22 protein-coding genes are annotated in these 20,154 nt (G+C 28.5%); 2 read left to right on the top strand and 20 right to left on the bottom strand.

Annotation, left to right across the window (positions count from 1 at the left end):
• Positions 1–27: 27 nt before the first annotated feature.
• The 12 genes from L6653_RS01565 to L6653_RS01510 form a co-directional block, all read right to left on the bottom strand.
• A complete protein-coding gene (locus L6653_RS01565; RefSeq protein ID WP_236785188.1) occupies positions 28–657 on the bottom strand; it encodes an HAD-IA family hydrolase in 630 nt (209 codons plus the stop codon).
• 73 nt (positions 658–730) lie between these two features.
• Complete coding sequence (locus L6653_RS01560) at positions 731–1,249, bottom strand: ClbS/DfsB family four-helix bundle protein (RefSeq protein ID WP_236785186.1); 519 nt, start codon at positions 1,247–1,249, stop codon at positions 731–733.
• A 149-nt stretch (positions 1,250–1,398) separates the two neighbouring features.
• Positions 1,399–1,848 (bottom strand): methionine--tRNA ligase subunit beta, encoded by a 450-nt coding sequence (gene metG / locus L6653_RS01555; RefSeq protein ID WP_236785185.1) that lies wholly within the window; start codon positions 1,846–1,848, stop codon positions 1,399–1,401.
• A 156-nt stretch (positions 1,849–2,004) separates the two neighbouring features.
• On the bottom strand, positions 2,005–3,240 hold the full coding sequence (locus L6653_RS01550; RefSeq protein ID WP_236785183.1) for a site-specific integrase: 1,236 nt from the start codon (positions 3,238–3,240) through the stop codon (positions 2,005–2,007).
• Positions 3,241–3,317: 77 nt separating this feature from the next.
• A complete protein-coding gene (locus L6653_RS01545) occupies positions 3,318–3,527 on the bottom strand; it encodes an excisionase (RefSeq protein ID WP_009345237.1) in 210 nt (69 codons plus the stop codon).
• Between the two features lie 435 nt (positions 3,528–3,962).
• Positions 3,963–4,373 carry a sigma factor-like helix-turn-helix DNA-binding protein gene (locus L6653_RS01540; protein WP_236785181.1) on the bottom strand — a complete coding sequence of 137 codons (411 nt, stop codon included), beginning with the start codon at positions 4,371–4,373 and terminating at the stop codon, positions 3,963–3,965.
• A gap of 221 nt (positions 4,374–4,594) precedes the next feature.
• The gene (locus L6653_RS01535; RefSeq protein WP_236785179.1) at positions 4,595–6,016 is read right to left on the bottom strand and encodes an ABC transporter ATP-binding protein; all 1,422 of its coding nucleotides are present in this window, start codon (positions 6,014–6,016) and stop codon (positions 4,595–4,597) included.
• On the bottom strand, positions 6,004–6,699 hold the full coding sequence (locus tag L6653_RS01530; protein ID WP_236785177.1) for an energy-coupling factor transporter transmembrane component T family protein: 696 nt from the start codon (positions 6,697–6,699) through the stop codon (positions 6,004–6,006). Before L6653_RS01530 ends, L6653_RS01535 begins: the two co-directional genes overlap by 13 nt.
• The gene (locus tag L6653_RS01525) at positions 6,686–7,276 is read right to left on the bottom strand and encodes an MptD family putative ECF transporter S component (protein ID WP_236785175.1); all 591 of its coding nucleotides are present in this window, start codon (positions 7,274–7,276) and stop codon (positions 6,686–6,688) included. The genes L6653_RS01530 and L6653_RS01525 overlap by 14 nt, the downstream gene beginning before the upstream one ends.
• A gap of 10 nt (positions 7,277–7,286) precedes the next feature.
• Positions 7,287–9,020 carry an ABC transporter ATP-binding protein gene (locus L6653_RS01520; protein ID WP_236785173.1) on the bottom strand — a complete coding sequence of 578 codons (1,734 nt, stop codon included), beginning with the start codon at positions 9,018–9,020 and terminating at the stop codon, positions 7,287–7,289.
• A 1-nt stretch (position 9,021) separates the two neighbouring features.
• Positions 9,022–10,752, bottom strand: coding sequence for an ABC transporter ATP-binding protein (locus L6653_RS01515; RefSeq protein WP_019118520.1), 1,731 nt, complete (start codon positions 10,750–10,752; stop codon positions 9,022–9,024).
• A 57-nt stretch (positions 10,753–10,809) separates the two neighbouring features.
• The gene (locus tag L6653_RS01510) at positions 10,810–11,448 is read right to left on the bottom strand and encodes a TetR/AcrR family transcriptional regulator (protein WP_019118521.1); all 639 of its coding nucleotides are present in this window, start codon (positions 11,446–11,448) and stop codon (positions 10,810–10,812) included.
• A gap of 295 nt (positions 11,449–11,743) precedes the next feature.
• On the opposite strand from L6653_RS01510, the gene L6653_RS01505 reads away from it, so the two are divergent.
• On the top strand, positions 11,744–12,100 hold the full coding sequence (locus L6653_RS01505) for a plasmid mobilization protein (protein ID WP_110058796.1): 357 nt from the start codon (positions 11,744–11,746) through the stop codon (positions 12,098–12,100).
• Between the two features lies 1 nt (position 12,101).
• Positions 12,102–13,433, top strand: a complete 1,332-nt coding sequence (locus tag L6653_RS01500; RefSeq protein WP_236785171.1) for a relaxase/mobilization nuclease domain-containing protein — start codon at positions 12,102–12,104, stop codon at positions 13,431–13,433.
• 96 nt (positions 13,434–13,529) lie between these two features.
• On the opposite strand, the gene L6653_RS01495 is transcribed toward L6653_RS01500, so the two are convergent.
• The 8 genes from L6653_RS01495 to L6653_RS01460 all read right to left on the bottom strand — a co-directional run bounded on the left by L6653_RS01495 (position 13,530) and on the right by L6653_RS01460 (position 20,154).
• Positions 13,530–14,105, bottom strand: coding sequence for an ATP-binding cassette domain-containing protein (locus L6653_RS01495; RefSeq protein WP_236785170.1), 576 nt, complete (start codon positions 14,103–14,105; stop codon positions 13,530–13,532).
• A 110-nt stretch (positions 14,106–14,215) separates the two neighbouring features.
• Positions 14,216–15,106 carry an ABC transporter ATP-binding protein gene (locus tag L6653_RS01490; RefSeq protein ID WP_236785169.1) on the bottom strand — a complete coding sequence of 297 codons (891 nt, stop codon included), beginning with the start codon at positions 15,104–15,106 and terminating at the stop codon, positions 14,216–14,218.
• Positions 15,107–15,114: 8 nt separating this feature from the next.
• On the bottom strand, positions 15,115–15,849 hold the full coding sequence (locus L6653_RS01485) for a hypothetical protein (RefSeq protein ID WP_236785167.1): 735 nt from the start codon (positions 15,847–15,849) through the stop codon (positions 15,115–15,117).
• 7 nt (positions 15,850–15,856) lie between these two features.
• A complete protein-coding gene (locus L6653_RS01480; RefSeq protein WP_236785165.1) occupies positions 15,857–16,642 on the bottom strand; it encodes a DUF4097 family beta strand repeat-containing protein in 786 nt (261 codons plus the stop codon).
• Between the two features lie 14 nt (positions 16,643–16,656).
• A complete protein-coding gene (locus L6653_RS01475) occupies positions 16,657–17,193 on the bottom strand; it encodes a DUF1700 domain-containing protein (RefSeq protein ID WP_236785163.1) in 537 nt (178 codons plus the stop codon).
• Positions 17,186–17,509, bottom strand: coding sequence for a PadR family transcriptional regulator (locus L6653_RS01470; protein ID WP_236785161.1), 324 nt, complete (start codon positions 17,507–17,509; stop codon positions 17,186–17,188). The genes L6653_RS01475 and L6653_RS01470 overlap by 8 nt, the downstream gene beginning before the upstream one ends.
• Before the next feature lie 589 nt (positions 17,510–18,098).
• The gene (locus L6653_RS01465) at positions 18,099–19,487 is read right to left on the bottom strand and encodes an ABC transporter ATP-binding protein (protein WP_236785159.1); all 1,389 of its coding nucleotides are present in this window, start codon (positions 19,485–19,487) and stop codon (positions 18,099–18,101) included.
• A gap of 10 nt (positions 19,488–19,497) precedes the next feature.
• Complete coding sequence (locus tag L6653_RS01460) at positions 19,498–20,154, bottom strand: energy-coupling factor transporter transmembrane component T (protein WP_236785157.1); 657 nt, start codon at positions 20,152–20,154, stop codon at positions 19,498–19,500.

Genomic DNA, 20,154 nt, shown 5'->3' with positions numbered 1-20,154 from the left:
TAATCACTTTGCAACAGTCCAAGATTCTTACTTTAATTTTTCTATAATATTTATAATTTCATAAGGAGAATTTGCTATAAAACTAGCTTTTTCAAATTCTTCTTTGTTTCCATAACCATAAGTTACAGCTATAGTTTTTATCTCAAGATTATTCGCCGCTTCAATGTCATAAGACCTATCACCTATCATTATAGACTCTGAAGATTTTAAATTATTTTCTTTTAAAAGATGGTCAATAACTTTTTTCTTGGTATTTTTATTATTTTCTGATCCAGAAACATAGGAAAAATAATCCAAAATCCCAAAATAATCAAGAATTTTTTTAGAAGAATCTTCACCCTTGCTTGTGGCAAGATAAATTTTATAGCTTCCTGAATTTAAATTTTCCATTAAATCTTTGATTCCATCATAAATTTCGGTTTCAAAAAGTCCTTTGTTAAAATAATACTCCCTATAAAAATCTACTCCTTGATCTGCCAAGTCCTCTCCCAATTCTTTTACAAAAGAATCTCTCAAAGGAGGGCCAATGTATTTATACAAATCATCTCTGGAATATGTTTTTCCCATTTTTTCCAATGCATATTCGAAAGCATTCAAAATTCCAGGGGCGGACTTTGAAATAGTTCCATCAAGATCGAATATAATATTTTTAATCATAAATTATCCTTTCTGCTATATTTTCCCTACATTTTCAAAATAGATTCTATTTTCTATTATTTTATAAAAAATATTATAGAGCTATTTTTTTCCATTTCCTAATTTTTGTCCTAAAAGTTCCAAAAGGTGCAACCGTATTTATATGAATAAATTTATATACTTCCCAAACTGCCGTTTTTGTTGCATCATCTGCCCATTTTCTCATATGTGGTTTAAATAATTCATCATCACTTAATGAATCAATCATTATATATATTGATTCAATATTTTCTCTTAATTTTTCCTTTAATTCTTTTAGTGATAAATGAGCATAAGTTTCAGTAAAATATTGATATAAATCTCCAAGATTATTCCATTTAAAACCTTCTAATGGAGTTTTAACTTCAAGACCATTTTTTTCATCCTCTTCCCACTTTATAACTAAACTTGTCCACCCAACTTGATAAGCAAGGTTTTCAGCTGGAGTTCTATCAACTTCTTCAACTCTTTTATCTTTCAAATTTTCTGGAATATCATCAAATTCCGAAATATATTTTTCAAATTTCTTATTGATTTCAGCTTTCAACTCTTCTCTATTTCCATAAGTTCTCATAAATTTCTCCGATTTTTTAAAACTCTAAGTTTCTATAGAATTAATTATATCATAGATACTTATTAATAGCTTTTTGCAAGAAAAAATTATCAGTATTTAAATTTTCCAACAAAAAAAGGCTGATTACTATCAACCTTTTAATAATTTTATTAATATATCTTAGCCCCTGCTGGGATATTATTTTTTAATATTATTAGATTTAATTGCTCTTCGCCGTCTTTTTCATGAATTGCTGATAAAATCATTCCTTCTGAATTTATTCCCATCATTTTTCTTGGTGGAAGGTTTGTAATAGCAAGAAGTGTTTTTCCTACTAATTCTTCAGCACTATAATAAGCTTTTATTCCTGATAAAATTGTTCTATCCTTTCCGCTTCCATCATCAAGAGTAAATTCTAATAATTTTTTTGATTTTGGAACTTCTTTGCAGTCCAAAACTTTTACAGCCCTGAAATCTGATTTTGAAAATGTTTCAAAGTCAACTTGATCTTCAAATAAATCTTCTACAACAACATTAGTAAAATCATAATCTTCTGCTGCTTCTTCAATAGATTTTGCTTTAATCTCACTTGCTTTTTTCTCTTCTCCAATTGGCTTCATTGTTGGGAAAATCCCCTCTACCTTAGATAATTGTCTAAATCTCTATAAAAGTCTATTTTATGGTACTCCTCCATTTACGACAATTTGCTAACTCTCTATAAGTGCCTATAGATTTCTAGCAAATTGTCGTAAATTTGTCGTAAGCTGTCGTAAATTCTAAAATACAAATTTCATCGCTTTTTCAAATTCTCCCATCTGTTCTATCTTAAAATCTTCTGTTGCATCTACATATATATCCATTGTTGTACTAATATCAGAATGACCTAGAATAGACTGCATTGCTTTTGTATTTATATTTTGTTCATTAAGCCTTGTAGTAAAGGTGTGTCTGAAAATGTGATTGCTTAAATGTGGAACTAATAGAATATCATTAGAGCTCGATTTATTTTTATCCATTATACTTAAATTGCAATCTCTAACAATTCTTCTTAAAGCTTTATTAAGTGTTCCATTATTGTGAACCTTTCCGAATCTATTTAAAAATACAAAGTCTTTAAATCCATCGATTGAATCACAACATTCGATTCCAAAAGTCTTGTGTAACTCTCTTTCCATAAGAAAAGCATCTTTTACTTTTTGAACCATAGGAATACTTCGCTTACCTGATGCTGTCTTTGGTGTATTAATAGCATATCTATTGTTTAATCCTTTACCTTTACTATAATATACCAAAGTCCTATTTACACTTATAAGACCATTATCAAAATCTAAATCGTCCCATTGCAATCCTGTGACTTCTCCAACTCTCATTCCCGTCCAAAGCATAACAATGAATATTGGATACCATTTTTTATATTCATCACTATTAGATAAATATTCTTCAAATAGCACCTGTTCTTCTATTGTCATGGCTTTTTTCTTCGGGGATTCATTTCGATAAGCTACTTTCAATTCTTTCAAAGCATTGTCAGATGGATTAAACCTTATATATTCGTCATCCACTGCTAATTCTAAAACCTGATGTAAGACAGTATGAACACAATCTATGGTAGAAACCATCAATCCCTGATCTTCCTTTAATCTGTTATAAAAACTTCTAACATCAGATCTTTTAATATCAGATAGTTTAATGCGACCAAAAGTCGGTTCTACAAATTGTTGATACATATAGATGTAATTTTTAAAGGTATTATCCTTTAAACCTCTTTTAACCTTTGTCCATAGCTTAAAAGTATCATTTACAGACAAGCTACTTCCTTCGTTGTTGATTCCATCTATAGTATTGCGTAAAATATCTAATTCCTTTTCTCTTAATTCTTTTAGAGTTTTCGCATAGATAGATTTTCTACGACCTATTTTGTCTTGCCACTTAAATTCATAAGTGCCATTTGACCTTTGATATTCACCGTCTTTTAAAACAACCCCTTTACTATCTTTGCGTCTTTTTACCATAAAAATTCTCCTTTTTTGATAAAAGACACGCTATAATTATTATACCGCATTAAGCGTGTTTTATATATAGTTTTAGATTAAATAGAGAACTGTCTATTTAAATATTCTTCCATTAATTTTTTCTTAATAAGACGCTTACTTCCATTAAATAATACAAAATCGCAATCATTTTCATCCGTTAATTGTCTAACTTTATCTTGACCAATATTAAAATATTCAGATGCTTCTTTTAATGTTAGAAATGCTTTCTCAGAAACACGTACACCTTTTATATTTTCGTTAATCATAAATACTCCAAATAATATATTTAAAATATTTATTTTAATATTTTTAAAGTTTTTTGACATTGACAAGTGCCTTGGATTAGCAACATAGGAATCTCACCTCCGCCTCTGTTCAGGATGAGCCGGCTTCAACCTTAGAAGTATCATTATCCTCATTTTCTTCTTAGCGGATAGGGTATCCCTCCCTATATTCAAACTCTTACTTATCGCTCCCTTTCTTCTTCCCTTGCTTTTAGCTTAGCAGTACTTGTTTTGCCGAATTATTCAGCAGAAAGATCTTGGCGGATAGGTTATTACGCTCTAAAAATGATTAATGTCTTGTCTTGGTCTATTTAATTGTTATGGTTCAAATATTGTTTAAATTTCTTTTAAAATAGAAAGAGGACAAAACTCCCCTCACTTTATAAAGGAAAATTTGCCCTCTTTGGTAACCAGAATTTATATTTCTTCTATAAATTTCTTTAGTTTTTCTAAAATCTTATCTCGCCTTTTTATTAAAGCAGGATGTGATATATTTTGAGTCTTTGCTACTGCACGAAGTGTTTCATCATTGAAATATAATCTTTCAATTATTTCCCGTTCCTCCTCATTTAACTTTGACATAGCATTTCTTAGTGCTTCAATCATCATTTGTGTTGCGACAACTTTTTCTACATCAACATTTTTATCTTCTAGATTATTTTCAAAATTCCCATCATGATTTAGAGACGAAAAAAAGAGCAAGTGGTTTTTCTTGTCCACCTGCTCTAAATATTTTTCATGTTCTCTTTCTTGCCAGTAGACTTTGTATATCTGCTCGCTTACTTTGATTTTTTGCCCACCAACATAAAGGTAATATTCTTTTGTCATTTATGTTTCCTCCATTCTTTTTTTGTCTTTATGTTTTCAGACAAAAAAAGGAGGACTCCTGCTCTTGGGCATGGTTAGTCCTCTAAAATGAACGAAATTATTTTTAATATAGATTCTTTTTGGATTTGCTATATTATTTTTAACAGATATATTATATAAATATCGTCTTTCGATGTTTAAGTCTATTTTCTCCTTGTTTTAATATATGATAAGTTGAAATATTACATTTGCTCAATAAATTCAAATATTTTCTCTTCATTATTAAATAAGACAAACCTATCATAATTATTTTTATCTAGAGTTAAAGCAGAATTACAACACTTAAAAAGAAATTCCAAATCATGAGTTATAATAACTATTGAAATCTTTTTAGAATACTCATTTATAAGCTTAGCCATAATTTCCATATTCTTATAATCAAGTCCTGATGTTGGTTCATCTAATATGATTACTCGTCTATTTGATAGAAAAGCAGTAATTACAGCTAGCCTTTGTTTCTGACCTCCTGATAATTTTTGAGGATGTGATGTTCTTTTATCCCAGAGATTTATTTCCTTTAAAAGTTTTTTAATTTCCTCTTTATCAGATGATATAGACAGGAGTTCATTTTCAACTGTATCTAAAAATATTTGAGAATCTACATCCTGCTGGACTAGGTAAGAATTTTTTAGTCTTTCTTTTTCTCGTACACCTATACTTGTATCTTGATTTTTCCCAACAAGTCCAGTTATTATTCTTGATAGAGATGTCTTACCCGATCCATTTTTTCCAAGTATTCCTAAAACTTCTCCCTTCTTTAAATCAAAAGAAATGTTTTCTAAAATGCTTTTCTTACCAACACTTACATATATATTATTAAAAAATTCTACAGAATCTTTTTTCAAAAAAATTCTTTCAGCTTTTAAGTTTCTTTCTTCTAAAGTCCTAAGTCCTAATTCTTTAGCTAGATTATTGTTAAAATTTTCTCTTGTAAAAATTTCATTGATTGTTGCACCTTTCATAAACACAAGTCTATCAAATAAGTTTTTTAGATAATAAAGTCTATGCTCGGCTACTATTATGGTTTTACCCATAGATTTTAATTCTTTTAAAATCTCTTTAAAGCTTTCAATAGAATCATAATCTAGAGAAGAAGATGGTTCATCAAAAAATAAAATTTTACTATCTTGAATAAGAGCTGAAGCAATAGCTACTCTCTGTCTTTCTCCTCCTGATAGTGAAAAAATAGATTTATCAAGCAGTTTTTCTATTTTAAGCAATTTACTTATAGACTCTATCTTTTCTATAATCAAATCTCTTTTAATTCCCAAGTTTTCTGCCCCTAAGGCAATTTCATCATAAACATTTGTACAAAAAAACTGATCTTTGGGATTTTGAAAAACAATGGATAAAATTTTTGAAAGTTCTCCTTTTTTATATTCATTTATATCTCTTCCAAAAATTTCAACCTCTCCATCTAATTTTCCTTCATAAAAGCTTGGAAAAAGACCCGTAATTATTCTTATTAGTGTGCTCTTCCCACAACCAGAATTACCTGTTAATAAAATAAACTCTCCATCTTTGATATTAAATTTAATATTTTTTAAATTCTCATTTTCTCCATAAGAAAAAGATTTAATATTAACACTAATCACATTTTCCATAAACTTGCTCCTAGCATAATAATTGTGCTAACCCACATAAAATAATCAAATTTTGAAAATTGCAGATTATATATGGATGTTTTTTTACAATCTATTTCAATCCCCTTTAAAATAATTGAACAGGTTAATACATCGCTTATTTCAAGACACTTATAAAGTAAAGGCACAAAATAAAGCTCAAAAGTCTTTATTGGGTGAAATATACTAGTCTTAAATCCTCTTATCTTTTGTCCATCTTTTATTTCTTGGAGCCTTATTTTTATTTCAGGTATAAACCTAAAGAATAAAGCAATAGGAAGTCCAAAGCTTGTAGGCATTCCTCTATTAGTAAAAGAAGCTACAATAAAAGATGCCGAATATAGACTCATGACTCTTGCCATAATAAATATAGGAGCGTAAAGAAATATAATTCTAAGCATGAGATATATCGAGCCAATAAAGACACCACCCAAATAATTTTCTAAAATCCTTATTAAAATAAAAATTACAATCAAAAATAAAGTAAATTTAAAACTTAACTTTAGTGAATAAATGGATAATGATAATAAGCTTAATAGTAGACATGTAATATAAAAAGCTTCATCTCCTATTGTGAGTATTATAGAAAAGATTATAATTAGCCCAATTATAGTAATTGGGCTAATTACTTCCTTTTTCTCTTTTTTACTTTTAACCAAGAACACTTTTTTTATTCCTACTGGCAAAAAACTTATTATAGATATATGATCCAAATTTTGCACCAATGATTGATGCAATTATGGAAATAACAAAACAAATTCCAATATTTGCAGGTGTGTAAAAGTTTCTTAAAAAGTCAAAGTAGTCTGCTCCCATCATTTCAAGCATCGCCTTAGATTTTGAAAAGAAAAACACAATTATCATAGGATGAAGTGAATATACAAACATACCCGCTCCAAAAGCAAGACCAACCTTACTATTGCCTCTATCATAATTTTCACTACTTCCCACTACAAGTTCAGCTAAGATTCCAGCAATGGTATTTATAATTATAATAGGCCACATCCCCATAAGAGTGTAGAATAGTCCTATCAAAAAGAAATATAAAAATGCGGTCCCCCTCACCTTTACACTCCTTGCCAAAATTACAAATACTGGTGCTACTACAATCGTAGCAAAGGCACAAGACAAATATAAACTAGGCATTACACCTAAAGCTCCTGTAGCATAACCAAGTCCCATTGTTAACACAAATCCTATAACTGAAAAAACAGCAATTTTTACAATATTTTTTAAATTCATCTTCTCCTCCTTATTTAATTTTCCAATTTTCAGCTTTTTCTCTGATTTTAATGAAATCAGAATATATACCTTCTTCTTTAATTAATTCATCATGTTCACCTTTTTGAACAATTTGACCCTTTTCTAAGACGATGATTTGATCAGCGTTTTTTATGGTATTTAATTTATGGGCTATCATAATCACCGTCTTCTCTTTCATTAATGAGTTAATCGCAATTTGTAATTTGTCCTCATTTTCTGGATCAACATTTGCAGTTGCCTCATCTAAAATTATAATTGGTGCATCTTTAATAATTGCTCTTGCTATTGATATTCTTTGTTTCTCACCTCCCGAAAGATTAGCACCCCCTTCTCCTATTACTGTGTCATATCCCTTTGGCAAAGCCATAATAAAATCATGACACGCAGCTTTTTTTGCAGCATTTATGACTTCCTCATGACTTGCATTAGGATTTCCAAATTTTATATTGTTTTCAATAGTATCATTAAATAGATATACTGATTGAAAGACTATGGAGATATTATCCATCAATTCTTCTAAACTAATATCTTTTATATTTACTCCACCTATTGTAATATCTCCACTATCTACATCCCAAAATCTAGCAATGAGCTTTGATAGGGTTGTTTTCCCAGCTCCTGATGGTCCTATAAATGCCACAGTAGTTTTTTCAGGAATTTTAAAAGATACCTTATCGATTATTTTTTTATTTCCATAGGAAAAAGAAACATTATTAAATTCAATATTTCTTTTACTTGTTAACTTTAGACCAGACTTCGATTTCATCTCACTAAGCGACATAATATCATCAACTTTATCAATAGAACTTGCTACTATTCTTAGCTCTGACATTGAAGATCCTGCCTCCTGAATCTGAGAAAATATCATATAAGACATAATCAATGTCATCAAAGAGTTTGTTAAATTCATAGTTTGATCAAAATAAAATCTAATAGCCAAATACATCAATATAAATGATGCAACATTTAAAATTAGAGAAGAAAAAATTGTAAAAGGAGTAAATCTTCTCTCTACTTCTAAATTAGTTTTTTTACTCTCAAAAATAGCATCTCTTGTGTTTTTATCTCCCTTACCCGTTAAATTAAATGATTTAATAACATGCATGGCTTGTATATGTTCTAAAACTCTATCAGATAAATTAATTTGGGCATTGGCTCTTTTGGGAGCAACTTTAGCTGAAACTTTTTGCATTCTATCACTAACATAAAGGTATATTAATGTTGCTATTGCAACTACAATCCCAATTCTAATATCAAAAATAAAAACCATGATAGTAAAAACAAAGGCTGTTAAAAATCCAGTAAGCATGGTTATGAGAATTGAAGGAACAGTGTTTTCTGTTTCGCTTAGCCCTGTTGTTAATATCCCTGAAATATTTTCCATTTTTGAATTATTTAGTAAACCCATTGGAATTTTTTTCAACTTATCTGTCATTTTAATTCTTGCATTTGCAACCATAAAATAACCTGCATGAGTTTGTCTTAACTGTGCGTAATAATTTGTTATCATTCGTCCAAATATAGATGCAAGAATAATAGCAAAAGACATTAAGGATGTTCTTAATTTTTCTCCATTATTTACAATACTTAACAAAATAAAATAAACGGCTCCCATTTGCAAAACATAAAAGAATGCATGAATTACTGATATAACTAAAGATTTATTTAAGTTTGACTTCTCCTTAGCTGAAAACCTCCAAATTTTACTTAAGGTTTCTAACATATTAATCCTCCTTTCCTATACTTGTTTTCCAAAGCTTCTTATAAGTCTCTGAAGAATTTAGAAGATCTTCATGCTTACCAGAGTCTTCAATTTTTCCATTATTTACTACAAAAATCTTATCCGAATCTTTTATTGTATATAATCTGTGTGCAATCACGATTACAGTTTTATTTTTAATTAATTCATTTAAAGAATTTTGAATTAAATATTCATTTTCTGGATCCATATAGGCCGTTGCTTCATCAAATATAACTATAGGGGCGTTTTTTAGCATTGCTCTAGCTATAACGATTCGCTGCCTTTCGCCTCCAGAAAGACTTTCTCCCTGTTTTCCAACCCTAGTTTCATATGCATTTTCCAAATGAGATATAAATTCATGACAGCCAGCTTTTTTTGATATCTCCTCAACTTCTTTATCGCTCGCCTTAGGGTCACCCATTCTTATATTTTCCCTTATAGTATCATCAAATAAAAAGTTGTCTTGGGACACAAAAGAAACCTGATCATAAAGTTCTTCTAAAGGAATGTTTTCATAAGGAATATCGCCCATCTTAATCACACCCTTCTTTACATCCCAAAATCCTGCAATTAATTTTGCAATAGTAGATTTTCCACCACCTGACAAACCTACAAAAGCATTTTTAGTTCCTTCTTTTATTTGTAAGGAAATATCTGATAAAATTTCTTGACCATCTTCGTACTCGAAACTCACATTATTAAGCTCTATATCATGATTTTTAATAACAATTTTTTCTTCACTGTGAATTTGCTCAGTCGAATTAAGAACAGACTCCACATTTTCTACTAAAGTGCCTACTTGAGCTCCTATAGTTGTAAATCTCATCATAGTATTTAGTAATCCTTGTAAGGAAAAGGATAAAATTATGGAAAGTAGATATCCTGTTAAGGATAAAGATCCATTCTTATAAAAGATATATCCCAATGGAAGTATAGCTAGAAGAGTAGTTGGGGTGATTGCTTTTGACATTGACATTCCAAATTGAGTTTTTGTCATCCAGTCATAATAATATTTAGCATTAGCATAAACTTTGTCGGTGATTTTTTTATAAGTTTTATCCGTCTGATTATATGACCTTATCACTTCTAACCCATTTACGTATTCTACAAGAGAAGAATTCATTTCTCCTCCGATTTTCATCGCACCAGCAAAATTATCTCCATAAGATTTAAAAACACTTGCCATAAAAAACATACCTATTGGAAATGATACGAGGGATAAGAGTCCCATTCTCCAGTCTACAAATAAAAGATATAAAAATACAAAAACAGGACCTAGTAAATTTGCTGTCATTTCAGGGAACATGTGAGCAAGTGGACTCTCCATACTTTCTACCTGATCAACTATTTTTTGCTTAAAAGCTCCACTTGGAGTTTCGCTTATTGTTCCAAGAGAAAGTTTAGGAAGTTTCTCTATCATTTTTATCCTAATATCAGCAAGTATAGAAAAAGTAGCCTTGTGGGAAATAGATAGAGACCATGCATATAATAAAGTTTTTAAAGCATAACCTAGTAGTCCAGTTAAACACCATAAGATATAGTAATTTTTATCAGTATCATTTGATATAAGTCCTTCAGCAATTTTTCCTCCACTTATAAAGGGAAGTATTCCAAAAATAACTCCAAGACTTGCGAGTAGCACTGACAGATTTAAACTTGACCTATGATTGTTCGCCAATTTCATTAGTTTTTTAAATTGATTTTCTTTTTTCAAAATTTCCACCTCCATAAAAAGATAACTTAGTTATCATATTTTTAAAAAAATTAAGGATTATAATCCCCTAATCTTTTTCCAACCATCATTAAAAAATCCCGCTATAATCTTTGCATTATGAACTGCTTCTTCCTTACTATTAGAATGTACTACTAATTCTGATAGTGCATAAATGTAAGCATGGTTTATAAGATGTAGTCCCTCATCAGTAATAACGCTCCTATATCCATTCTTATAAATTAGATTTAAAATTTTTTTATGATTTTCATCTTCAAATCCTATAATTTCATCAATAAAGTTCTCGTATTTTGTACCATATGAAGAAAAAATCAAAAGCTCAAAAATATCTTTATTATCATAAAAGAAAGATACGGACTTTACAGATGCTTCTTCTTTCATTTTCAGTATTTCTAATAACTTATTTTTACTTAACTCTTCATCAGATTCATAAGTTTTAAGACTTTTGTCTTCATAATTTTTATAAATATCAAGAATCTGACTTGCAAAAGGTTCTACCAAATTTGTAAACAAATTTTCCTTATCATCAAAATGACGGTAAAAAGCTCCTGTAGTTACCCCAGCTTCTTTGCAAATCTTTCTTAAGTTAGATTTCTCATAACCATCTTTTAAAAAGTTTTTTATACCACTTTCTAAAATTTTGCTATGAGTAGCATCATACCCACTTAAACTCAACACTCATTCACCTTCTTCCTACTACAAAATCCAACCATGATAACTTAGTTATCATTATATATACTCATCTTCTTTTTGTCAATACGCACAGTGGAAAATAATACTTAAGTATGATATAATTATTAATAATTAAATACACGCTTAACGCTTATAACTTTAATAGCAAGCACAGTAAGTGAGTACCCACTTACGAAAAATTGATGAAGCAGAACCTTTATGGACTGCTTCTTTTTTTATCAATTTTACCTTGTTAGGGAGAGCCCTAAGACCCCAATATTTTATGATAAGGAGATATACTATGGATAATAGAAAAAGAAATAATCAACTAAAAATATATTTAACAGATGAAGAAAAGGAAGTTTTTGAAAAGAAAATGAGACTTGCAAACTGCAAAACTATGTCCCACTTTCTTAGAAAATGCGTATTAGAAAAAGAGATCTACGTTGTAGATTTAGAACCATTTAGAAACCTACAATGGTTACTTTCAAATGCAACAAATAATATAAATCAGATTGCAAAAGCTACTAATACAACTGGTGTTATTTACAAATATGAAATTGAATCTATGAATAATCAGATAGAAAAATTATCAAGGGAAATATGGCAGATTCATTCCCTACTTCTTAATAAATCAAAAGAAAGTTCTGGTGATTAGTATGGCAATTACAAAAATACATCCTATAAAATCAACTTTAAATTTGGCAATAGACTACATTACTAAGAGTGAAAAAACTGATGAAAAAATCTTAGTATCTTCATTCAAATGTCATCCATCTACTGCCCATATTCAATTTATAAAAACACGAGAAGATAATGATACTAAGGGTACAGTTTTGGCTAGACATTTAATCCAATCTTTTCTACCAGGAGAGGTTGATCCTATAAAAGCTCACGAAATTGGAATGGAATTATGTAAGAAAATTTTAAAAGAAGATTATGAATTTGTTCTTGCAACTCATATAGATAGAGGGCATATCCATAACCATATTATTTTTAATAATGTTAATTATAAGACTGGTAAATGCTACCAATCTAATAAAAAATCTTACCATAAAATTAGGTATCAAAGTGATGAATTATGTAAAGAAAATAAGCTTTCAGTCATTGATGAATATTATGAAGCTTACAAAAGAAAATATAAAACTTCTGGTAAATCTTGGTATGAATATGACCAAAACAAGAAAGGTAATTCTTGGAAGTCTAAGCTACAATTTGATATAGATAGAATGATTAATAAGTCTAAATCATGGGAAGAGTTTTTAGAAAATATGAAATCTCTTGATTATGAAATTAAGTTTGGTAAACACATTGCTTTTCGTCATAAAGATAAGCAAAGATTTACAAGATCTAAGACTATCGGAGAAGATTATACTGAGGAAAAAATCAAAGAAAGAATAGATTTAGCTATCAAAAATAAAGTTAATCCTACTAAAAAGCGTGTAGGAAATGTTATTGATATATCTACTAATAAAAAAGCTCAATCCTCAAAAGGTTATGAAGTTTGGGCAAGAAAGCACAACATCAAAACTATGGCTGATTCAATAATAAAGTTAAGAGAACAAGGAATAAATTCAATTACACAGCTCGATGATCTGATTAAAAAATCTGCTGATGATAGACAAGACTTATTAGATAAAATAAAGAAAATTGAAACTGAGATGAAGAGATTATCACAAGATATGGAAAATATAAATACTATAAATAAATATCGTGAAATCTATAAATACCACAAAGAAAATCCTGAAGATACGCAATTTGCAGAAGAATATTATAGTGAACTTTCCGTCTACAAAATAGCTGCTAAAGAAATTTTAGAAAACTATAAAAAGCTTCCAAATACAAAAGAAATACTATCAAATCTCGATAAATTGCAAGAAAAAAAGAACACCCTCATGCAAGAGTATTCTTTAAATAAAGAACAATTTTCCGACCTTGTTCAGTATAGGAAAAACTATGAAAATTATTATGGAAAGGAAGTAGAAAGATAAAAAATTAGGGGAAGTCAATTCTTTATATAAACTATTACTCATAAAAGTTGACATTCCCATTTTTTTACAAAGTATATATATTATCTGACAACATAGCTATATTATCTTTAGTCTATGAGTAATCATTACAACAGTTAAATTTGAATCTAAAAACAATTCTTTCTCTATATATTCTGAATTTTTAATATCCAAATTTGCTGTCCCTCCATCTATAAAAATCAAATCCCTTTCTGAGTATAATGCTCTTGCTAAACAAATTCTTTGAATTTGACCTGCTGAAAGGGTAAGATTGTTACTTTTCAGTTCTGTTTCCAAACCTCTAGGTAAATCTTTTATAAAATCTTCAATTTTTGTTCTTTTGATTACATCATAGAGTAGTTCAGCGTCATACTTTTTATCCAAAATGATATTGTTTCTTATACTCATATTAAATATATAATCATCCGAACTTACACATGCTATTGAATTACTTGAAAATTCTGAAACCAGCTTCTTAATAGCAGCACTTCTCAGATCAGTACAAATTTTTTGTGTTAGAGTCTCTTCTTTAATTCTACGAATATAATTTGAGAATAAACCTGATATCCAAGCAATAAAAGACAATAAAATATAGTATAAAAATTGATAAAAATTCTGTTTTAATAAAAAATCAAGACTTTTAGCTATTAACAATGCACCTACCGTACTAGCTAAAACAAAAAAACTATATAACAATGTAAGAATAATTGTTTCTTTAATATTTTTTTAATATTTTTATCATCTTTATACCCCTAATAAAATAATTAGCTTATATTTCTTAAATAAAATTCTTCCAATGTCTCTTCTTTTCTAAAAATTTCATAGACTTTTATGCCATTATTAACTAATAGACTAACAACCTCTGAACTGTCTTCTATATTTTCTTTAACTCGAATCCTGCTATTTTGAATATCAATTTTGGAGATTTCCTGTTCTTTTAATATTTCTACAGTTCTACCAATATCTGAAGTGTAGATTTCTATATAATTAAAATCTCTGCTATACAAATCATCCAAACTTAATTTATCTATCACTTGACCGTCATTAATAATCGCTATTTTATTTACCAAATTTTCTAATTCTGGAAGTACATGACTAGAAATAATAATAGTAACTCCATTTTCTTCATTTAGTCTTTTTAATAAGCTTCTTATTTCTACTATACCTTTAGGATCTATTCCATTAATAGGTTCATCTAAAATTAGAAGTTCCGGTTTTCCTAAAAGACATACAGACAAAGCTAATCTCTGCTTCATACCAACTGAATAGTTTTTAACTACCTTACCATCATCGTAGTTTAATCCAACTAATTCTAAAGATTTCTTTATAGTATTCTCATTAGTAATGCCTTTTTGAATGGCAAAATATCTCAAATTATCTCTAGCTGTCAAATTACCAAACAAGGTTGGATTTTCCAAAATTGCTCCAATTTTCTTTCTTCCTTCTGAAAGATTCTTTCCTCCAAACAATTCATAATCACCTTGAGTTTTCTCGGTAATTCCACAGAGAATTTTCATCAGTGTTGATTTTCCAGCACCATTTTTACCAATTATACCATAGATATCTCCTCTATTCACTGTTAGCGAACAGTTATTTAATGCGTATTTATCACTATATTTTTTTGAAAGATTATCTGTTTTAACTATAGCATCCATAATCCACCTCAATTGATTTCTTTTCTACCAAATCTTACATATCCACTCATTAGATAAATTACAAAGACAAAAACAAAACTAATACCAGCTGTCTTCATAAAGTTATTTCCAATTTGCTCTGTAGCCAATCCTAAATCTAATAGCTTGAATGGTTGTATAAGAAGAAGGTTATTAAATACATCGTAGATTTTTCCTTCAGTCATATACATTCCTATTTGAAAAACTGATGGAATTATAACAAAGGAAGTTGCAATGCCTAGAGCCACATTGTTCAATAAATAAGTTAATCCCATGACACCATTGTTTACATTTATCATCAATATTATCATTCTAATCAAGAAAAAGACAAATCCGATATATGATCCTCCAGTGTAATCATATCCCACTAGATTTTTTAATAAACTGAATAATAAAATCAATCCTCCCATTATTACTATAGAAAAAAGAGTAAAAATTTGTAAAGTAATAAGGTCGCATACAAATACATGCTTTCTACTAAGCCCCATTGATAGTAGCTCTACTTTTATATCTTTTTTCTTAAAAATAGTCACGCTGAAAAAAATTGAAATTATAATACTAACAATCTTTAAAAATGTTTCCATAGATTCGAAATATTCTTCCGAATTAGAGTCTATGGATGAATAAATCATACTTCCTAGTAATATCAATGTAATAGCAAAGATAAATTTAAGATAATTTCTTGTATGAAAAATTCTAAAAATCTCAGCTTTAATATATTTCATGAACTTTTCACCTCTCATTGATAAATTCAAATCTATTTAGTTTACCTTCTAATTTTATTTTATTGGGCGTATTTTGATTAAATATCTCATCATAATTTTTTAAACCAAGTTCGCCTTCAACAATAGAGAAATTCAATATATTATCTCCTTTAAACTCATTTTTTTCTCCAAATATTCGAGATTTATTTAAATTTAGTTTACTATCACTAATATTTGTAGAGCTCATACTTAAATCTGATAATTCTAAATCAAGATTTAATTTGTTAATCGTTGAATCAGTAAGATCAATATCGATTGCATTACCCTTAATGCTTACATTCTTAAGCGTTGCATTCTTAATACTTATTGAACCAACTCTATCATTTATAGAAATCTTATCTATGTTTTCGATAGGTCCTTCAATTACCAATTTCAATTTAGATGATTCTTCGTCTAGTATTCCTATTGGTTTTTGTTTTAATAGCTTGTTAGAGATACTAATTACGCCATTTTTTTCTTCGACCTCTATAGGACTCACATAGTCTGATTTTAAATTTTCAATCTCTACATTGTAATTTTCACTTGTATTGGATATTAACTCTATATTTGTAATATTTGTATCAATTTGTAATTCTTTGATTTTTTCAAATGTTTCTGTTCCTGTATAACTAGATGCCACTACAGGATCTAACCCATTTTTGTCAATATAATATTCATCTTCAGATAATTTTAGGTTCAGTTTTCCTCCCATATTGCATCCGACAAGAGTTAAAACCATACCTAATGCCAAGGTAATCCATAATTTCTTTTTCATATTAAAACCCCTTTCTAACTATTGATATTTCTTTCCTTGATTCTTTTTATTATTAATTTCCCAATTAGGTTAATTATTTCAATCAATATCCCTGTTGCTGAAATAACTAAAAGTATTACTCCCAGTAGCAAACATAAACTTGCTATCGAAAATCCACCTAAAAAGAAATTTTTTACTGTTACAATAACCAATAAGATTACCGTGAAATAAGTAGCAGCTATTAAAAAAATAGCTGTAAACAATAAAGCCAAGAATACTATTAATCCTACCAAAATTGTTGGTAGTGATAAAATACTTAAGGTAATTATTGGTATCCCTTTAAAAATTTTCTTAATCGAACTATTTTCATCTTCCCAGTTATCTATTTTCATAGATAAATTTAAATCCCTAGCAATTTTATTTACATCATATTGATTTGGTATTTGATCTTCATCCGCTAAATTCATTTCATCAAATATCTCTGAATAAAATAGAATTGCCTCTTCTCTTTCCCTATTATCAAATTTCTTTAATTTTTTATCCAAAGTTTGTAAAAAAGATTTCCTAATCATCTTTACCCTCCTTACTTTTCATAATAAAATCATCTACTGTATTTTTATACTTTGACCAGCTTTCTAATTGCTTCTCCAATTCTTTTTTTCCATCATCCGTTAATGTGTAATATCGTCTATTTCTTCCATTTATGGATTTATTATATGTTGCAAGATAATTGGATTTTTGCAACCTTCTTAATACTGGATAAACGGTAGATTCTGAAATATTAAATTCATCTGATAACTCTTGAGTCAACTTGTACCCATATGTATCTTCTTTATCAATTGCTATTAAAACACATAGCTCTAAAACTCGAGTATCTATTTCAAACAATCCCAATCACCTCACTTTTAAACTTATTATGCTATATGTCATATAGTATCCTCGTCTATATTATATGTCGTATAGTATTAGACGTCAATAGCTTAATTGTATTTTTCTAAGTATTCTTATTTAGACTATTGATGCCTCTATATAATCATCTACTTATTACATTATATGTTATATAACATCAAGATTTCTTGATTTAAATATATTCAGATATCCTAATCATGAACTAACAAAATAATATCTTCAACATTTTCCTAAGTCGACTTATGACGTCATTATACAATCTGTTTAAATATAGCAAAAAAAATAAAGGCAGTCCGAAGACTGCCGATATTTATATCTCTGTACATTTATTATATTTTCCCTTATTTTACATGTTCTATAATCTGTCTCAAAGCTAAGTCATCAAAAGTTAGTGGTCCTTGAAAAAAAATATAAATTCAAAACTATGAATTTTTCAGCAATTGAACCTAAAACAAAGAATTCAATCACATAACGCAATGGGCTAACAAAAAATCTGCTGATAATAGGCAATAATTATTCGGTAAAATAAAGAAAATTGAAACAGTAATTAAGATTTTAATTATTGATGTTACATCATTTCATATATTCCATCCGCTACCGTATTTAGAAACTCATAATCATGCGAAACAACAATTACAACTTTATTGGATTTTTTCGCCAAATCTTTTATAGCTTCTGATACAATTATCATATTTTTGAAATCTAAACCACTTGTAGGCTCATCAAAGATTATGATTTCTTTATTTGAAAGTAGAGCTAAGGCAATTGTTAACCTTTGTTTTTGTCCTCCTGAAAGCGACATTGGATGCTTATCTTTATATTTATCTAATCCAAGCCTATTTAGAACTATATCTACCTGATTTAATTTATCCTCAGGTAAATTTAATTCACATTCTTCTTTTACGCTTCGAGTGAATAATTGTGAATTAATGTCCTGTGTTACAAAATATGTGTTTTTTAATCTATCTTTATTATTTAAGAGTTTATTGTTGAAAAAAACACTTCCTGTATTTTTCTTTATAAGTCCTGAAATGCATTTTAATAAACTTGTTTTTCCTATACCATTTTTCCCAACTATACCTAATACTTCACCTCTATTCAAAGAAATATTAATATCTTTAAATATGAAATTTCCATTTATTGTATACGATAAATCTTCGCATAAATACTCATCATTTTTATTAAATTCTTTTTCAAGAACTTCCAACTTCGGAGTAGATAAGGTTCTAATTTTGAGATTATCTTCTTTTTTTGAATTAAATGATTTTATCTCTTCTTGTGTGAAACAATCCTTAATTATGCCTTTGTCTATATAATATGCTTTATCAATTATGTCTTTTAAATAATATAGTCGATGTTCTGCAACTATAATTGTCTTCCCTTCTTTTTTAAATATTTCAATATTATTTTTTATCGTTTCAATTGTATCCATATCAAGATTTGAAGATGGTTCGTCCAATACGACAATATCTGTGTTTAATGCAAAAATAGATGCAAAAGCTAAAATTTGTTTTTCCCCACTCGACAATGAGATGACATTTTTACCTAATAATCTATCTATATTTAAATTATTGATAGTTTTTTTAAAGCTTTTTTTTATTAACTCTGGATCAATTCCCATATTTTCAAGACCGAATACAATTTCTCCCTCAACATCAGAATTAAAAAATTGAGATTTTGGATTTTGAAATATCGAACCAACTTTTTCTGAAATTTTATATTGTGATATATTTCTAGTAGATTCTCCCTCTATTAAAACTTCACCAACAAAATCAGTTTCTTCTTCAAAATGTGGTATAATTCCATTTATTAATTTAGTCAATGACGTTTTGCCTGAACCACTTAGTCCCATAAGTAGAATACATTCGCCTTTTTCAACATTTAAGTTGATCCCTTTTAATATTTTATATCCCGTTTTAGAGGTACAAGATACATCATTTATATTTACATAACCCATTCTAACTCACCTAAAATATAACCATAATTAAAACAACAAATAAAATAACTAATACATCATAAACAGTGAATTTAAAATCAATTATAGTTGTTTTTCTACCTGGATTCTCGACTCCTCGTGTTACAGCTGCCTTAGATAACTCTTCAGACATATCAATTGCAGAATTTATTATAGGTACAACAAATATATCCATGTTTTTAATCATACTAATCCCCCTAATCTTCATTGATTCTCTAACACAATGTATATCTTGTCTTAATGTGGGAAAATATCTATAAGTTATCATAAATGCTAAAATAAAATTTTCTGAGAATTTAAATTTTCTAAAAACTCCTGCAATTCCTCTTACGGTCACCGTTTTGTATAACAATGTTCCTGCCATTATGCAAGGAAAAATCTTCCTTGCATAAGAAACAGGTACAATAAATGTCGTTACAATCCACTTGGGCGAATGGGGAAAAACAAAATAATTTATTATTAAAAAAGTAATAAAAGTTAAATATACTTTTAATCCCGGTTTAAAATTTCCGCAAACTGTCAAAATAATCAACAAATAGCTCATTAAAATTAATTCACTTGCCAACGATCTACTTTTAAAGAAAAATATATTTACTAATAAAAGCAATATTATTGAGGTTCTAGGATCTAATTTTAATCGCTTGAACAT

Source organism: Anaerococcus ihuae (assembly GCF_928368155.1).
GTDB classification, from domain to species: Bacteria; Bacillota; Clostridia; order Tissierellales; family Peptoniphilaceae; genus Anaerococcus; species Anaerococcus ihuae.
This window is presented reverse-complemented; position numbering and strand designations above follow the sequence as displayed.

Bases quoted from the DNA above. Each gene is read 5' to 3' on its own strand.
- L6653_RS01565 (WP_236785188.1), bottom strand. From the start codon at position 657: ATGATTAAAAATATTATATTCGATCTTGATGGAACTATTTCAAAGTCC.
- L6653_RS01560 (WP_236785186.1), bottom strand. From the start codon at position 1,249: ATGAGAACTTATGGAAATAGAGAAGAGTTGAAAGCTGAAATCAATAAG.
- metG (WP_236785185.1), bottom strand. From the start codon at position 1,848: ATGAAGCCAATTGGAGAAGAGAAAAAAGCAAGTGAGATTAAAGCAAAA.
- L6653_RS01550 (WP_236785183.1), bottom strand. From the start codon at position 3,240: ATGGTAAAAAGACGCAAAGATAGTAAAGGGGTTGTTTTAAAAGACGGT.
- L6653_RS01545 (WP_009345237.1), bottom strand. From the start codon at position 3,527: ATGATTAACGAAAATATAAAAGGTGTACGTGTTTCTGAGAAAGCATTT.
- L6653_RS01540 (WP_236785181.1), bottom strand. From the start codon at position 4,373: ATGACAAAAGAATATTACCTTTATGTTGGTGGGCAAAAAATCAAAGTA.
- L6653_RS01535 (WP_236785179.1), bottom strand. From the start codon at position 6,016: ATGGAAAATGTGATTAGTGTTAATATTAAATCTTTTTCTTATGGAGAA.
- L6653_RS01525 (WP_236785175.1), bottom strand. From the start codon at position 7,276: ATGAATTTAAAAAATATTGTAAAAATTGCTGTTTTTTCAGTTATAGGA.
- L6653_RS01520 (WP_236785173.1), bottom strand. From the start codon at position 9,020: ATGTTAGAAACCTTAAGTAAAATTTGGAGGTTTTCAGCTAAGGAGAAG.
- L6653_RS01505 (WP_110058796.1), top strand. From the start codon at position 11,744: ATGGATAATAGAAAAAGAAATAATCAACTAAAAATATATTTAACAGAT.
- L6653_RS01500 (WP_236785171.1), top strand. From the start codon at position 12,102: ATGGCAATTACAAAAATACATCCTATAAAATCAACTTTAAATTTGGCA.
- L6653_RS01490 (WP_236785169.1), bottom strand. From the start codon at position 15,106: ATGGATGCTATAGTTAAAACAGATAATCTTTCAAAAAAATATAGTGAT.
- L6653_RS01485 (WP_236785167.1), bottom strand. From the start codon at position 15,849: ATGAAATATATTAAAGCTGAGATTTTTAGAATTTTTCATACAAGAAAT.
- L6653_RS01480 (WP_236785165.1), bottom strand. From the start codon at position 16,642: ATGAAAAAGAAATTATGGATTACCTTGGCATTAGGTATGGTTTTAACT.
- L6653_RS01475 (WP_236785163.1), bottom strand. From the start codon at position 17,193: ATGATTAGGAAATCTTTTTTACAAACTTTGGATAAAAAATTAAAGAAA.
- L6653_RS01465 (WP_236785159.1), bottom strand. From the start codon at position 19,487: ATGGGTTATGTAAATATAAATGATGTATCTTGTACCTCTAAAACGGGA.
- L6653_RS01460 (WP_236785157.1), bottom strand. From the start codon at position 20,154: ATGTTCAAGCGATTAAAATTAGATCCTAGAACCTCAATAATATTGCTT.